The 14,191-nt window shown below is 71.4% G+C and carries 13 protein-coding genes; 7 read left to right on the plus strand and 6 right to left on the minus strand.

Annotated features, from left to right (window positions below):
• Window positions 1-124 precede the first annotated feature (124 nt).
• From ACFXC1_RS10975 to ACFXC1_RS10985, 3 genes are read left to right on the plus strand one after another with little or no spacing between them, the layout of a single operon-like run.
• Window positions 125-1,120, plus strand: coding sequence for an ABC transporter ATP-binding protein (locus tag ACFXC1_RS10975; RefSeq protein ID WP_381241914.1), 996 nt, complete (start codon window positions 125-127; stop codon window positions 1,118-1,120).
• Between the two features lies 1 nt (window position 1,121).
• Window positions 1,122-1,925, plus strand: coding sequence for an ABC transporter permease (locus ACFXC1_RS10980; RefSeq protein ID WP_381241473.1), 804 nt, complete (start codon window positions 1,122-1,124; stop codon window positions 1,923-1,925).
• Entirely contained in the window at window positions 1,925-2,731 is an 807-nt protein-coding gene (locus ACFXC1_RS10985; RefSeq protein ID WP_381241474.1) for an ABC transporter permease, read from the plus strand. Before ACFXC1_RS10980 ends, ACFXC1_RS10985 begins: the two co-directional genes overlap by 1 nt.
• A 98-nt stretch (window positions 2,732-2,829) precedes the next feature.
• Here the strand turns inward: ACFXC1_RS10985 and ACFXC1_RS10990 are convergent, their stop codons facing one another.
• From ACFXC1_RS10990 to ACFXC1_RS11005, 4 genes are all read right to left on the minus strand, one after another.
• Complete coding sequence (locus ACFXC1_RS10990; protein WP_381241476.1) at window positions 2,830-4,038, minus strand: MFS transporter; 1,209 nt, start codon at window positions 4,036-4,038, stop codon at window positions 2,830-2,832.
• A 30-nt stretch (window positions 4,039-4,068) separates the two neighbouring features.
• Window positions 4,069-5,376 carry an MFS transporter gene (locus tag ACFXC1_RS10995; protein WP_381241478.1) on the minus strand — a complete coding sequence of 436 codons (1,308 nt, stop codon included), beginning with the start codon at window positions 5,374-5,376 and terminating at the stop codon, window positions 4,069-4,071.
• The gene (locus ACFXC1_RS11000) at window positions 5,373-5,981 is read right to left on the minus strand and encodes an ArsR/SmtB family transcription factor (protein ID WP_381241479.1); all 609 of its coding nucleotides are present in this window, start codon (window positions 5,979-5,981) and stop codon (window positions 5,373-5,375) included. Before ACFXC1_RS11000 ends, ACFXC1_RS10995 begins: the two co-directional genes overlap by 4 nt.
• A 65-nt stretch (window positions 5,982-6,046) precedes the next feature.
• The gene (locus tag ACFXC1_RS11005; protein WP_381241481.1) at window positions 6,047-7,327 is read right to left on the minus strand and encodes a YhgE/Pip domain-containing protein; all 1,281 of its coding nucleotides are present in this window, start codon (window positions 7,325-7,327) and stop codon (window positions 6,047-6,049) included.
• A 124-nt stretch (window positions 7,328-7,451) separates the two neighbouring features.
• Between ACFXC1_RS11005 and ACFXC1_RS11010 the strand changes: the two genes are divergently transcribed.
• From ACFXC1_RS11010 to ACFXC1_RS11020, 3 genes are all read left to right on the plus strand, one after another.
• Entirely contained in the window at window positions 7,452-8,033 is a 582-nt protein-coding gene (locus ACFXC1_RS11010) for a TetR-like C-terminal domain-containing protein (RefSeq protein ID WP_381241483.1), read from the plus strand.
• 131 nt (window positions 8,034-8,164) lie between these two features.
• Window positions 8,165-9,595 (plus strand): hypothetical protein, encoded by a 1,431-nt coding sequence (locus ACFXC1_RS11015; protein ID WP_381241484.1) that lies wholly within the window; start codon window positions 8,165-8,167, stop codon window positions 9,593-9,595.
• A 22-nt stretch (window positions 9,596-9,617) separates the two neighbouring features.
• Window positions 9,618-10,343, plus strand: a complete 726-nt coding sequence (locus ACFXC1_RS11020) for a hypothetical protein (RefSeq protein ID WP_381241486.1) — start codon at window positions 9,618-9,620, stop codon at window positions 10,341-10,343.
• On the opposite strand, the gene ACFXC1_RS11025 is transcribed toward ACFXC1_RS11020, so the two are convergent.
• Window positions 10,330-10,752 carry an NUDIX hydrolase gene (locus ACFXC1_RS11025; RefSeq protein ID WP_381241916.1) on the minus strand — a complete coding sequence of 141 codons (423 nt, stop codon included), beginning with the start codon at window positions 10,750-10,752 and terminating at the stop codon, window positions 10,330-10,332. The two genes, ACFXC1_RS11020 and ACFXC1_RS11025, sit on opposite strands and share 14 nt — an antisense overlap.
• Window positions 10,753-10,902: 150 nt before the next feature.
• On the opposite strand from ACFXC1_RS11025, the gene ACFXC1_RS11030 reads away from it, so the two are divergent.
• A complete protein-coding gene (locus ACFXC1_RS11030; protein ID WP_381241488.1) occupies window positions 10,903-12,471 on the plus strand; it encodes a hypothetical protein in 1,569 nt (522 codons plus the stop codon).
• Here ACFXC1_RS11030 and ACFXC1_RS11035 read toward each other — a convergent pair.
• On the minus strand, window positions 12,416-14,122 hold the full coding sequence (locus ACFXC1_RS11035; RefSeq protein ID WP_381241490.1) for a DUF2264 domain-containing protein: 1,707 nt from the start codon (window positions 14,120-14,122) through the stop codon (window positions 12,416-12,418). The two genes, ACFXC1_RS11030 and ACFXC1_RS11035, sit on opposite strands and share 56 nt — an antisense overlap.
• Between the last annotated feature and the right edge of the window lie 69 nt (window positions 14,123-14,191).

Raw genomic sequence — 14,191 nt, forward strand, 5'->3', positions numbered from 1 at the left:
GCGCGGTCCGGCGGGGTCGGCCGCCTGGAGCGCTCGCGCGGGCGCGACGCCGCGAGACCGCCCACGCCCCCCCCCCCCCCCCCCCCCCCCGGCTGGAGCGCCCCGGAGGCGAACGGCAAATCAAATCGAGGTCCGGGGGCTGTCCCGTACCTTCCACACAACTGTCCGGCGCCCGGGCTTCGTCGGTGGCCTGCGCTCTCTCGTCAACCCGGAGCGCGTACCCAAGCACGCGGTCTCCGACGTCACGTTCGATGTCGCCCCGGGTGAACTCCTCGCCCTGCTGGGCCCGAACGGCGCCGGCAAGTCCACCACCATCAAGATCCTCACCGGGATTCTCACGCCCACCTCCGGGGAGGCCAGGGTCGCGGGCGTGGTGCCGTACCAGGAGCGGGAGCGCAACGCCCGTAACATCGGGGCGGTGTTCGGGCAGCGCACCCAGTTGTGGTGGGACCTGCCGGTGCGGGAGTCGTTCTCGATCCTGCGGGACATCTACGAGGTGCCGAAGGCCCAACACGCGGCCCGGCTGCGGGAGTTCGACGACCTCCTCGAACTGTCCAGCTTCTGGGACACCCGGGTCCGCCACCTCTCCCTCGGCCAGCGCGTCCGCTGCGACCTGGCCGCCGCGCTGCTGCACGACCCGCCGGTCGTCTTCCTCGACGAGCCGACCATCGGCATGGACGTGGTCGTGAAGGAACAGGTGCGCGAGTTCCTGCGGCATCAGGTGGAGGAGCGCGGCCGTACGGTCCTGCTGACCACGCACGACATGACCGAGGTGGCCCGGCTCGCCGAGCGGGTCGTCCTCATCAACCACGGCCGGCTGGTGCTCGACGGCACCCTCGACGAGATCCGCCGCAAGTTCGGCTCGACCTGGCAGATCCGCGCGACGCTGGCCGACGCGCACGCCGAGGTCGTACCGCTGCCCGGCATCGCGCTGGTGCGGCGGGACGGACCGCAGGTGGTCTTCGGCCCGGAGGGGACCGAGGGGCCGACCGTCCATCAGGCGCTGAAGCAGGTCATCGAGCGGTACGAGGTGACCGAAGTCGCCATGGACGAGGCGGAGTTGGAGGACGTGATGCGGGCCGCGTACGTCCAGGCCGGACCGCGCACCGAGGAGACCTGAGATGGCCGCCCTGCACGCCTGGCGCGCCGCCCGTGTCACCCCGCTCGGCGAACTCCTCGCCCCGCCCCGCATCACCGCCGCCCTGCTCCGGCTGACGGTGCAGATCGTGCTGGTGGCGTCCCTGTGGCGCGGCCTGTACTCCCAGACCGGCACCACCGCGGGACTCACCCGCGACCAGGCGGTGACGTACGCCGTACTGGCCGTACTCGCCTCCCGCCTGCGGGAGTTGGACCAGTACGCGGGCCGGGACACGGTCCTGCAGCACATGCACTTCGGCACGATCATCTACTGGTATCTGCGTCCGCTGCCACCCCAGCGCTACTACGCGCTGCGGGCGTTCGGCGAGCAGCTGTACGGGCTGGCCTGGGCACTTACCGGGTACGTCGTCTGCCTCGCTGCCGGTGTGGTGGAACCGCCCAAGTCCCTTTCCGTGGGAGGGGTGTTCGCGCTCAGCATGCTGCTGGGCCAGCTCGTCCTCTACTACGTCATGCTCCTCATCGACCAGTTGTGCTTCTGGACGCTCCGCAACGGGGCCGCGATGCTCATCCTGATCTTCGCGCAGAACCTGCTGTCCGGTGTGTACGCGCCGCTGTGGTTCTTCCCGGACTGGTTCATCACGATGAGCCGCTTCCTGCCGTTCCAGGCGACGCTCAGTGTGCCGCTCTCGATCTATGTGGGCCGTATCCCGCTGTCCGACGCGGGGGTCCAACTCGCCCTGCAGGCCGGCTGGGTGGCGGTCCTGTCCCTGTTCACCCGGTTCCTGTGGCGGCGCGCCGCCCGCCGGGTCGTGGCCCAAGGAGGTTGATGCGTGTGAAAGCCGTCCGGATCGCGTGGCGTATCACGCGCCTCAACTTCCGTGCCCAGCTGGAATATCGCACCGAGTTCCTGCTGATGATCGCGATCGGCGCGATCTGGCAGGTGTCGGTGATCGTGTTCGCGACGGTGCTGCTCACCCGGTTCGCCGGAATGGGCGGCTGGGACAGCTCGGACGTGCTGCTGATCCCGGCGACCCGGATGATGGCGCACGGGCTGATGGTGCTGTTCCTGGGCCGTATGCACGGCCTCGGCCGGTTCATCCAGGAAGGCCGTATCGACATCTATCTGGTGCGGCCGATGCCGGTCCACCGCCAGGCGCAGCTGGAGTACTTCCCCACCAACGCGATCGGCGACCTCACGGTGGCGGGCGGCCTCATGGTCGGCGCGCTCAGCCGCAGCCACCTGGACTGGACCGCGGGCCGCATCGCGTATCTGATCGCCGCGCTCATCGGCGGCATGCTGCTGGAGGCGGCCCTCTTCACCACCGTGGCCTCCGCCTCCCTCCGCTTCCCGTCCGCGGACTACTGGAGCCGCTGGATCGAGGACCTCCTCGGCACCTTCGGCAACTACCCGCTCAACGTCCTGCCCCGCGCGGTGGGCGGCTTCCTCACCTACGGCCTTCCGCTCGCGTTCGTCGCCTTCCTCCCGGCCGCCGTGCTGACCGGGCACGGCCACGACATCGGGGTGCCGTACTGGCTCGCGGCGAGCTCACCCCTCGTGGGCCTGCTGACGTATCTCGGGGCGCGGCTGCTGTGGCGGTGGAGCCTCAGCAACTACACGGGGGTGAACGGGTGACTTCGACGGCGGCACGGCGCTGGTCGAACTCACCCCGCACAGCCCGAAGATCGCGCTCAAGCTGAGAACCGGGTCCTGGGCGTGCGCGCGCGAGCCGCTCAGGACCGGCCGGAGCGCCGTATCGGCGTCAGCAGGGCGACGACGGCGATCAGTACGCAGCACGCGCCCGCCACGACGGCGACCGGTGCGGTGCCCCGGCGTTCGGCGGCCCAGGTGAGGACGGCGGCGCCGACAGGGGCCGCCGCGTAGTGGAGGGTCCAGAAGGCGGAGGTGACCCGGCCGAGCAGCTGTTCCGGCGTCACCTCCTGCCGCAGGGACATGGAGCACGTACCGGCCATCTGGTCGCAGCCCAGGAACGCGGCGCTCACCAGCGCCACGGTCGCCACGTCGTTCGCCCGGCTCAACCAGGCGAAGGCCGCCCCGCACACGGCCACGCCTCCGATCCAGGTCGCCCCGAAGCCGAGCCGGCGCCGCACCCGGGCCACCAGCAGGGCCCCGGCGATCGTGCCGAGCGCGCCGACCGCCATGACCGTGCCCACGGTGCCGTCGTCGTGCCCGAGGTCGTGCTTGAGGTGGTAGATCACCAGGTCGTTGAGGCCGAGGGTGAGAAAGCTGAAGCAGAAGAGGAGCGCGGTGAGAGCGCGGAGCACCGGGTGTCCGCGCAGAAAGGCGACTCCGGTACGGAGGTCCCGCCACAACCCGCCCCGCTCCGCCCGCTGTTCGAGGTCGGGGCGGCCGCGGAACCGTACGAACACCAGACAGGCGGCCGACACCCCGAAGCTGGCCGCGTCCACCCCGACGGCGGCGGCCGGCCCGCTCCAGGCCGCGACGATGCCGGCACCGAGCGGCCCGAGTACCCCCGCTGCGGCGGCACTGGCGTTCAACCGCCCGTTGGCCTCGGTGAGTTGCTCGATACCGACCAGCCCACGGACCACCGTCACATACCCGACGGAGAACAGCATGCCGACGGCTTCACACAACGGCAGCACCACGTACAGCAGCCATATCCGCGGCCCGAACACCCACACCAGCGGAATGACCCCGTACAGCACCATCCGCACGAGGTCGCACCAGATGAGCAGCCTGCGCCGGTCGACCCGGTCCACCACGACCCCCGCGAACACCGCCGCGACGACCGAGGCCGCCCCACCCACCGCCGTGAGCAGCCCCATCCGCGCGACCGATCCGGTGGCCTGAAGCACCAGCAGCGGCAGCGCGATCAACGCGAAGGAGTCACCGAGCACGGAGAGGGTCTGGGCGGTCCAGAAGGTGGCGAAGTCCCGTTGTCGCCAGAGGGGTTGGGCCATTCCGGCAACTCTAGGCAGCCAGGCGGCGACTCAGAAACGATATTCCTCACGCGTGATCTCGGCGTCGGCGTCCGGGCCCTCCCCCAGCACCCGTGTCCCCGGTATCGGCGAGGGCAGCAGCCACAGCACGCACAGCGCCCCGCCGACGGCCGCGGCGACGAGGGTCGCCCTGAGGCCGACCAGCGTGGCGAGCCCGCCTCCGACCAGGGCGCCCAGCGGCCGTACGCCGTAGTTGACCGTGTTGTACGCCCCGGCCACCCGGCTCCGCAGTCCGTCCGGAACGACCGATGTCTGGAGCGAGTTGAGGTTGATGTCGAGCAGCATGACGCCGAAGGCGGAGAGGAACTCGGACGCGCCCAGGGTGCCGAGGCGGGCCCAGGTCGGGCCGGTCGCCGCCGCGATGAGGGCGATGGGGGCCGGGTACAGGACCGCCCCGATGACGATGCTGCGGCCCACGCCGATCCGGCGGGTGATCGCGGGTGCCGTCACGGCCCCCAGGAGGCCGCCCGTCGCACCCACGCCGAACGCCAACCCGATGGCCCCTGGCGACAGTTGGAGGACCCGGTCGGCGAACAGCACCACCAGGCCCGTACTCGACAGGAACGTGAAGAAGTTGACGGTCGTGGCGCAGAGGAGACCGGCCCGCATGACGGGCTCGTGGATCACGAAGGCCAGGCCCTCTCTCGCCCGCCGCAGCAGCGAGGGGCCGGCCGCCCGGGTGCTGTTCACCGGTTCGTCCACGCGGGTGCGTGCGACGAGGATCGCCGACGTGAGGAACGACAGCGCGTCGGCGATCACCGCGACCGGTGCCGTCAGCGCCTGCACCAGACCGCCGCCGATCGCGGGGCCCGCGATGAAGGACACCGATCTGCTCGCGCTGAGCTTGCTGTTGGCGTCGACGTACGCCGTCTGCGGCACGAGGTGCGCGAAGTAGGACGAGTAGGCCGTGTTGAACACGACCGCCGCCGCGCCGGTGAGCAGGGCCACCGCGTAGAGCTGGCCGAGCGTCACCGTGTCGAGTGCGTAGGCGATCGGGAGGGTGAGGAGTACCGCGGCTCGGAACAGGTCGGCGAGCAGCATGAGTTGGCGCTTGCCGGGGCGGTGGTCGACCCAGGCGCCCAGGAACAGGCCGAGGAGGTTCGGGGTCCAGACGAGGGCGGTCAGCCAGGCGACCTGGTTCGCGGAGGCGTGCAGTGCGCCGACCGCCAGGAGGGGCAGGGCCAGTTCGGAGATGCGGTCGCCCAGCTGGGAGACGGTCTGGCCGCACCAGAACCGTACGAAGCGGCGGTCCCGCCACAGCGAGCCGGGCGCGGGCCGAGGTGTCCACCGGCCCTTCACCCGGGTATGTCCGTCTCGCTGTCCTCGTTCGCGGCGCCCTCCGGCAGGGTGTACATCAGCAGGCGGACGCCCCTGCCGTCGGGTGGCCGGCGATCCCGGTTGCGGGCGACGTACGGCGCGATCAGTTCCTCCAACGCGTCCTTCAGCGCGGCCAGTTCCTCCGCCGTCACCATGATCCGTGTGTCGCCCGTCCCGGCGAGCCGGCTCCACTCCGGTTCCAGGCCGGGCGCCGTCCCGGTCAGCCAGCGCAGGGGCACGTCCGCTCTGCGCGCGAACATCTCCCCGGCCAGCTCCTGCGCGGCCGACCGGCCCTCCTCGTCCTGTGCCGCCTCGAACCGGAAGCCCCGCGCCACCGCCGCCCAGCGCCGCTCCCGCCGGTCCGTCCCGCCCTCGGCGTCGCGGACCAGGCCGAAGCCGGCGAGATGGCGCAGATGCCAGCTGGTGACGGACGGGGTGGCGCCCACGTGCGGGGAGAGCCGGGAGGCGGTGGCGGGGCCGTGGCGCTGGAGGCGTTCGAGGATCGCGAGCCTTACGGGGTGCGCCAGTGCGCGCATCGCCTTCGGGTCGGAGATCTCCATGTCGCCGAAGCGATTGCCGGAATCCATGATGTGAGAGTGTTCTCTCAGAAAGTCCGACAGTCAACTCTCGGATCCGGCCACGCAGTTGAGCCTCATCCCATCGGCTGCGGGGTCAGGCGCTTGTGGCCCTTCCTGTCGTAGTACTGGACCATCGCGAAACCGAAGAGCAGGCCGATGGCCGTGCCGACACCGATCATGGTCCAGGCGCGGGTCAGGCCCGCGTCGCCGCGGGCGTCGAAGTAGAGGATCGCCCTTACGCCGTCGCTGAGTTGGCGCATGGGCTCGAAGTGCGAGAGGAACCGGTAGAAGCCGGGGACCGCCTGGAGGGGGACGGTCGCGCCGGAGGACGGCAGGCCCAGGACGATGAACACGAACATGGAGACCAGCTGGCCGATCCCGCCGAACGCGGCGTTGATGGCCTGCACGCCGAGGCCGACGGCGAGGGCCGCGCAGTAGGAGTAGATCCACAGCAGCGGGATGTGGGTGGCGTCCATGCCGAGGATGCTGACGCTGGCGAGCATGATCAGGGAGACGCTGAGAAGGGTGATGCCGGCCGTCATGACCATCTTCAGGATCAGGGTCTGGGTGCGGTCGATCGGGACCGTGGGGCGGCGGGTGTGCCAGGGGCCGATCTCGTTGTCGGCGTAGCCGAGGGCCGTGTCGACGCCGTTGCTGATGACGTTGCCGCCCATGAATCCGGCCAGGACCAGCAGCAGGGTGTAGTAGAAGGCGGTCAGGCCGATGCCGCTGTTGCTGCCGATGGGGTGGCCGACCTGGGTGACGACGGCGACCGGGTCGGCGAGCAGCAGTTTCTGCGTGGAGTCGGCCTTCGTGGCCGCCGCCGTGAGCTGTCTGCCGATGGTGAGGGAGGCCTGCTGGGCCGCGGTCGTGGAGATCTTGCTCGCCAGGGAGGAGCCGAGGCTGCCCTTGCCGGGGTTGGTGAGCACGGTGATCGTGGGCCGGACGGTGGCCTTCGTGGTGGTGAGCGCGGCGACGGAGTCCGTGAAGCCGGCGGGGATGACAAGAGCGCCGTAGACCTTGCCGGAGTCGAGTTCCCGCTGGGCCTGGACTCTTGTGAGTTGCCGCCAGCCGGCCGCACGGCTGCTGGTGTTCGTCACGATGGCGTGGGCGATCTGGGTGCCGATGTTCTGCTGCTGGCCGGGGAGCGGGTTGCCCGTGTCGCTGTTGACGAGGGCGATGGGCAGGTCGTGCAGCTCGCGGTTGGGGTTGACGATGCCGCCCATGTAGAGGAGGGACAGCAGAAATGCGAGGAGGCCGGTGAGCACGGTGGGGATGAGCCACAGCTTGGGGCGGCCGAGGAGTGCGGTGGCGCGGAGGCCGGTGGGGGCGGGGGTGGAGGAGTTTTCGTCCATGGTGGTCAAGTCTGGTGCCGGAGTCCGGTGGTGGCGGGGTGGAAACACGCGGGGCAGCCTTCTTGTTACTGGCTATTGTCCTGGGGTCTTCAGTTGCCGCAGGCCGGAGGAGAGGTGGAGCGCCGTGCCACGTGCGGGACTCACGGCCGACCGTGTCGTGGCGGCGGCGGCCGACCTCGCCGACGAGGTCGGCTTCGAGAACGTCAGCCTGTCCGCGCTGGCCCGCGGCTTCGGCGTGAAGGACGCGAGCCTGTACTCGCACGTCCGGAACCTCCAGGACCTGCGCACCCGGGTCGCGTTCCTCGCCGGCGGCGAGCTGGTCGACCGGATCGCCGTCGCGGTCGAGGGCCGCTCCGGCCGGGACGCGCTGGGCGCGTTCGCCGACGCCTACCGGGACTACGCCCTGGAGCACCCCGGCCGGTACGCGGCCACCCAGATCCGCGTCGACCAGGCCCTGGTCGCCGCCTCCCCCGCCCTGCGCCGCACCGCCGAGCTCACCTACGGCCTGCTGCGCGCCTACGGCCTGGAGGAGCCCGATCTCACCGACGCCGTAAGGCTGTTGCGCAGTACGTTCCACGGCTACTGCGCGCTGGAGTCCAGCGGCGGTTTCGGGGCGCCGCGTGATGTGCGGCGGTCGTGGGAGCGTGCCGTCGACGCCCTTCATGTGGCGTTGACTCACTGGCCACGTGAAGGGGAAGTGGTGTGACGGAGACGGCGGTTCCGGTCCACGCCCCAGGCGCATCGCTGACCACTTAGACTGGAAGCTTCGCGAATGCCACGTGCCACCCTGGGGGGAGGGAGCGCGACTTGTCTCAACAGCAGCTGGGACGTGGTCCCTTGAGAACGCCGGGAGCCCCGGGAGCGCCCGGTCCGGTGCCGCCCGGCGGGAGTCCGCCGGCCCGGTTCGTGGGCTGGCTGGGCCGGTTCGGGTGCCTGGCCGCCGGATACGCGGTGTTCCAGTTCCTCTTCGAGGTGCTGCCCGACTCGATCGACGGGGCAGCCGCCAAGTATCTGATCTCCGGGCTGAGCGGCCTCGCCACGGCCGGGATGACCTGGCTGGCGGCGGCCCTGCTGCGCGCCCGCACGTCCGGCCCCGCACCGCCGACCGCCCCCGCTCCCCCGGCACCGGCCGTCCCCGGCCCGCTGCCGCAGGTGTTCGGTTCCGCCTACGACACCCTCGTCGCCCAGGTCGCCGAGGTCGACGACCCGGTGCGCGGCCGTCTCATCGGGTGGCCGCACTCCCTCCAGGAGCTGGACGGCCCGGCCCGGCCGACCTCGCTGGCCACGGCGTACGGACTGCACATCGTGCTGGATCTGGGTGTGCAGGACGGACGGCTGCACACCGGCGACCTCATCGACACGCTGTGGCGGCTGCGGTTGCAGGGCGGCGGCTGGTCGGCCCGTTCGCAGGGGGCGGTGGCCCGCCCGGAGGTCACCGCGATGGTGCTGGGCGCGCTGGCGCGGGCGGGGGCCTCCCGGGAGCGGCTGGCCGACGAGGTGGCGCGCTGCGAGGCCGCCTTCACGCCCGAACTCGACAGTACGGGGCGGGCGTTGACCCACGTGGTGACCACCGTGATGCGGGGGCTGCTGCGCGCGGCGCCGGACGCGCCGATCCTTCCCGTGCTGCGGGACGCCCTGGTCGACGGCGCGTTCCCCGACCCGCAGCGCCAGCACCGCCGCTGCTGGAGCCACCGGCTGTCAGTGCTGCCGTGGCCCGCGCACCCGGACCGACCCGTCGTCCGGCAACCCGCCCAGCCCTCCGCGCTGCACACCGCGCAGGCCGTCGTCGCCCTGGACCGGGCGGCCCGGGTGCTGGGCGAGGGACCGGTGGAGCGTGCGGCGCGCGAGGACGGGGTGCGCTGGCTGCTGGCCTGCCCGGCGACCGCGCACGACACCTGCGCCGACCTGGCGAACCTGCGCGAGGAGGTGCGCCGCCGCCACCCGGACGACTCCTCGCACCACGAGGTGCTGAACGTCCGCCATTTCACCGCGAGTTGGATCGTGCGGGCGCTGCTCACCCCGGGCGCACAGGAGATCGCCCGGCAGGACGGCCTGGAGGAGGCCTGGCAGGAGCGGCTGAACGGCGCGGCGGACGCGGTGTGGGCGGCGCAGACCGACGGGATCTGGTCCTGGAGCCGGGACGGGTCGATGTTCACGACGACGGAGGAACTGCGTCAGCCGATCTGGATGACCTATCAGGGGCTTTCGGCGCTGCGCGCACATGCCGTATGGATGTATCAGCCGGATACTCGGACAAGGCCGGTGTGAGGGCGAGTTGGGGAGTGAGTGCATGGGTGGCCGGCAGATCCTGGCGGCGCGACGGCTGCTGACCGAGGCGCTGGACGGCGACCTGTCCGACGACGAGACGGTGACCTCGGCCCGTGCCGTCATCGCCGAACTGGGCTCTCCCGAGCGGCTGTTGGAGCTGGTGGCCGAACTCGCCTCCGGCGAGGGCGATCCCGAGCACTGCGCCGGGCTGTCGTACCGTCATGTCCTGGGCTTCGACAAGCTGTTGCTGATCGACGGCGGTCCCCGGCACATGCTGCGCGCGCACCTGTGGCATCCGGACGTGGCGGCGATCGGCGCGGAGGACATCCACAACCACCGTTCCCCGCTTGCCTCCTACGTGGTCCGGGGACGGCTCGCGATGGAGTTGTACGAGGCGCGCGGCGACGGCGGGATCACGGCGGACCGGTACGAGGAGTCGCTCGCCGAGCGCAGTGCCGACTGGACGCTGCGGCGCACGGGACCGGCGCGGCTGCGGCTGACGCATGTGGGGCAGTACACGGCGGGCAGCGCCTACGCCCTGCCGGCGAACATCCTGCACCGGGCCTGGTGCGACACGGACGTACCGACCGTGACGCTGTTCCTGGAGACGGGGGCCGAACGGCGGCGCCACACCGACGTGTTCACGGCCGCGGGCCCGCATCCGGGCGCGGTGGCGAAGGTGCCGCTCGATGTGAAGGACTATCTGGGCGCGTTGAACGGTCTGGCGGAGTCGCTCAGAAGTTCGTGAGGGCCTGTCGTACGACGTCCAGGTTGTACTCGTCGATGTCGAGGCCGGAGTCGGACAGCTCGGAGGGCCGGAGCCAGCGGTACGCCTGGTCGGGCTCGGGGAGGGTGATGTCCCGGGTCAGGGGCCTGACCAGGAAGTTGTCCTGCCAGTTCTTGGTCTCGCGGCCCTGGTACTCGCTGACGAAGGACGACTCGCCGATCTTGCGGACGATCTCGCCGAGCAGCCCGGTCTCTTCCTTCAGCTCGCGCAGCGCACCGTCCTCGGACCGCTCGTCCGGCTCCAGCTTCCCGCAGGGCACGCCCCACACCCGGGGCAGGAATCGCTCGGTGCCGCTGCGGCGCACGAGAAGTACGCGCCCGTCGTCGTCCATCACGACGGCAGCCGCCAGCCGCTTGTCGCCGGGGTCCATGGTCATGGTTCCTCGGTCCCTCGCCGGAGATGAGTCCAAAAGGTCTGATACCCAGGAAAGCATCCAACGTACCAGGATCGGCCCGCCCGGGCTGTGGAGCCGGTCTCACCCCCACGGCAACCTCCCGGGCGCGGGCGGCGACTTCGGGGCATGACCAACGCAAGACCCACCACTTCGCACCGTCGCCGCGACCCCCGCCGCATCGCCCGCAAGCCGCTCGCGGGCTCGCTCGCCGTCGCGGCCCTGCTGGGCGGCGCGTGGTACGCCACCGCGGCATCGGACAGCGGCGACAGCGGGAGCGGCACCTCGACCGCGGCCGGGACCACCTCGTCGGCGTTCCCGTCCAACGACGACGCCGCCGACGGCTCCGCGTCCACCGCGGCCACGACGACCCCGACCGCCTCCCCCGCGAAATCCACCCCGAAGGCGGTCGCGAAGACCCCGGCCGCCGCCAGGACCGTGACCGGCACGCTCACCCCGACCACTACCACAGTGGCGCTCACCGCCAAGTTCCCCTATCTGACGGCCGGTTACAACAACACCCGCCAGTGGACCCGTACGACCACGGCGGTGGCCCCGAACGGCACCCTGCGCGTGGCGTGGCCCGCCGCGGACGGCGTCCATGTCACCCCGCTGAACGCCGCCGGAGTGCGCTCGGGCGCCGACACGGTCGTCAAGGGTGCCAAAGAGGTCGGCGGTCTGGTCGCGCACAACGACGGGTTCGCGCTGCTCACCCGGGTGGCCGACACCAACAAGTGGAAGGAGACGGCCGCCGCGATCATCCGCTACACGAACGGCAAGCAGACCTTCCGCACCAAGCTCACCGGCACCGCCTCGAACGACACCTCCCCCGGCCTCGACGGCCAACTCGTCTGGAACGGTACGAAGTACGGCGCGTACTTCGTGGTGCACGGCGCGGGCGGCTTCGCGGACGGCCACTTCGGCGACAAGCTGGCGTACATCAGCGCCAAGGGCGCGAAGCTGAGCGGTGGTTGGAGCTGGGGCTGCAGCCACGACGAGGGCATCGCGCTGCACGCGGAGACGACCGGCGCGTTCACCTCGCTCTGCTTCGACGACTGGCGCTCGGGCCTGTTCGTCTCCACCGGGATCGGCGCCCCGGACGTCGCGCCGGTCGTGCAGCGCGAGCAGTGCTGGGCGGGGTACTGCGGTGGTACCTTCCCCGGCCGTACGGGTGACCTGGTGAAGTCGGCGAGCGGACGGTACGCCACGGCCTTCGCCTCCCGTGGCGCCGCTTCGGCCAGGAAGAACTCCGCCGACTCCAGCGGACGCGGCTGGACGGTGACGCCGAGGACGAGCACCCACCAGGTCGCCGTCGCCTTCATGGCGAACCGCAACTCCGGCCCCGGCAAGGCGGTTTACCTCACGAGCGCGGCCGGCACCGAGAACGTCGACGTGCACATCGCGCCCTACGGCAAGGACCGCCTCCTGGTCTCCTGGGAGTCCCTCAAGGTCGCCAAGTGCGCGGCCGGTACCTGCACCGGCACCTTCACGGGCACCCACCTGCGGCTCATCGACTGGAACGGCAGGTTCCAGAGCGCGGACAAGGTGGTGGGCGCCCGGATCGCCGGTGACATAGCGGTCCTGAAGAACGGCTCGCTGACCTGGGCGTACGCACCGGTCACTCCGACCTATGCGACCGCGCTCAACGAGGCGTCGCCGACCGCCACGAGCCTCCGGATCGCCCGGCTGACTCCGTGAACCGGTAGTTCATGCGCCTGCCGCCGGCCCACCGAACGGAGACACCGTGATCCCCGTCGACCTCCACGGACACCAGTTCCGCGAGGGGACGGGGGTCCGGCTCCGCGGTGAGCCGGACCAGGACGACGAACAGGGTGGGCCCGTCACCGACGACACCCTCACCGTCCAACAGCCCGTGCACGGACACGAGTTCGGCGAACTGTCCCTCCTCCGCCGACCAGCCCGTGACCCGCACCGGCGTCCCGGCAGCCGCACCCACCACCAAATGCGCCCGCACCTCCACGGCGCCCTCGGCCATCACCACGCTGGTCACCCGGGCGCCGGAAGCCGCCGTGTGCCGGGAGGCCACCAAGCCGTCCCCCACCCCCAACGGCACGATGTCCGTCCGGCTCGGATCGCCGCCCACGAACACGCTGTTGTCGTACGACGACGAGGGCGTCGTAGCCGTGGAGTAGGCGAGACGCGTGTAGTACGGGTCGTAGCGGACGTCCGCGCTGCCGTGGTTGTGGAGGCGGACCAGGCCGTCCGAACTGGTCGACTGGAGCAGCCAGTTGGCGGGCGTGATCGCGGTGACCGCGTCCGCGCGTTCCGCCGGGCCCGGTTCCTCGACCGCCGTCCACACCTCGTGGTCGGGCGGGAGCAGCAGGCCGAGGAATCCCTTGCTGGCCCAGTACGGGGACGCGGGGCCCGAATAGCCTTGCAGGACGGCCTCGTTGGGGCCGTGCCAGCCGAGGGTCAGCAGGCCTCGGTCGTCGACCGCGCCCCGGTCCAGGAAGTACTTCAGCGCTCCCGACGCCAGCCGCCGCGTCTCGCCCGGCGACAGGGGCGTACGGCCCGTCAGCGCACCGAGCCACAGCGGAGCCGTCGTCGCGAACCGATACGTGAGCGAGCGCCCCTGGTGCATCGGAGCGCCATCGGCGCCGAACAGGCGGGCGTAGTCGGCGAGATGGCGTTCCAGGCGGGTGCCGTAGAGGTCGAGGAGCCGGGGGTCGTCGGCGAGCCAGGCGTGCAGGACCGGGTAGAGGTGCATGGCCCAGCCGTTGTAGTAGTCGAACTTGCGGCCGTCGCCGTCGGTGTACCAGCCGTCGCCGACGTACCACTGCTCGATGCGTTCGAGGCCGTGGTCGATCGCCTTGCGCGAGGCCTCGGGTTCGTGGCCGATCTCCTGGAGGAAGCCGCCGACCGTGACGGGGAACAACTCCCAGTTGCAGGGCCAGGGTTCGGCGGTGAGGGCGTCGGTGAGCCAGGCCGCCGCGCGCTGCCGTACGGGCTCGTCGAGGCGGTCCCAGAGGAGGGGGCGGGTCAGGCGCAGGGCGAGGGCGATCGAGGCCGCCTCGACCAGGGGCTGGCTGCGGTCCTCGATGCGGGGCCAGACGCCCGTGACGCCTGCGGCGAGTCCGTCGGCGTAGCGCTCCAGTGCCGTCTCGTCGCGGCGGAAGGCGGCCAGGAGGAGGGTGCGGGCATAGCCCTCCAGGCCGTCGGAGAGCCTGCCGGACCAGCTGGTGTGCGTGCCGGGGAGGTGGTAAAGCGCGCGGTCCTCGGTGGCGTACGGCTCCACGGCGGCGAGGAGGGCGTCGGCGGCCGTCTCCCAGTGGGCGCGGGTGTAACCGGTACGGGGGCTCGACGCGCGGTCGTCGGCGGGCAGTTGCATCGGCTCACTCTCACGGGCGACGGGTGGAGCCTGGGGCGCCCCGGTTCCGGTCGGGACGCCCCAGGGGTC

This window comes from Streptomyces hokutonensis, from assembly GCF_042751305.1.
GTDB lineage: Bacteria > Actinomycetota > Actinomycetes > Streptomycetales > Streptomycetaceae > Streptomyces > Streptomyces hokutonensis_A.

Coding starts and splice junctions, on each gene's coding strand:
- ACFXC1_RS10980 (WP_381241473.1), top strand. CDS start 1,122: ATGGCCGCCCTGCACGCCTGGCGCGCCGCCCGTGTCACCCCGCTCGGC.
- ACFXC1_RS10985 (WP_381241474.1), top strand. CDS start 1,925: ATGCGTGTGAAAGCCGTCCGGATCGCGTGGCGTATCACGCGCCTCAAC.
- ACFXC1_RS10990 (WP_381241476.1), bottom strand. CDS start 4,038: ATGGCCCAACCCCTCTGGCGACAACGGGACTTCGCCACCTTCTGGACC.
- ACFXC1_RS11000 (WP_381241479.1), bottom strand. CDS start 5,981: ATGGATTCCGGCAATCGCTTCGGCGACATGGAGATCTCCGACCCGAAG.
- ACFXC1_RS11005 (WP_381241481.1), bottom strand. CDS start 7,327: ATGGACGAAAACTCCTCCACCCCCGCCCCCACCGGCCTCCGCGCCACC.
- ACFXC1_RS11020 (WP_381241486.1), top strand. CDS start 9,618: ATGGGTGGCCGGCAGATCCTGGCGGCGCGACGGCTGCTGACCGAGGCG.
- ACFXC1_RS11025 (WP_381241916.1), bottom strand. CDS start 10,752: ATGGACCCCGGCGACAAGCGGCTGGCGGCTGCCGTCGTGATGGACGAC.
- ACFXC1_RS11030 (WP_381241488.1), top strand. CDS start 10,903: ATGACCAACGCAAGACCCACCACTTCGCACCGTCGCCGCGACCCCCGC.
- ACFXC1_RS11035 (WP_381241490.1), bottom strand. CDS start 14,122: ATGCAACTGCCCGCCGACGACCGCGCGTCGAGCCCCCGTACCGGTTAC.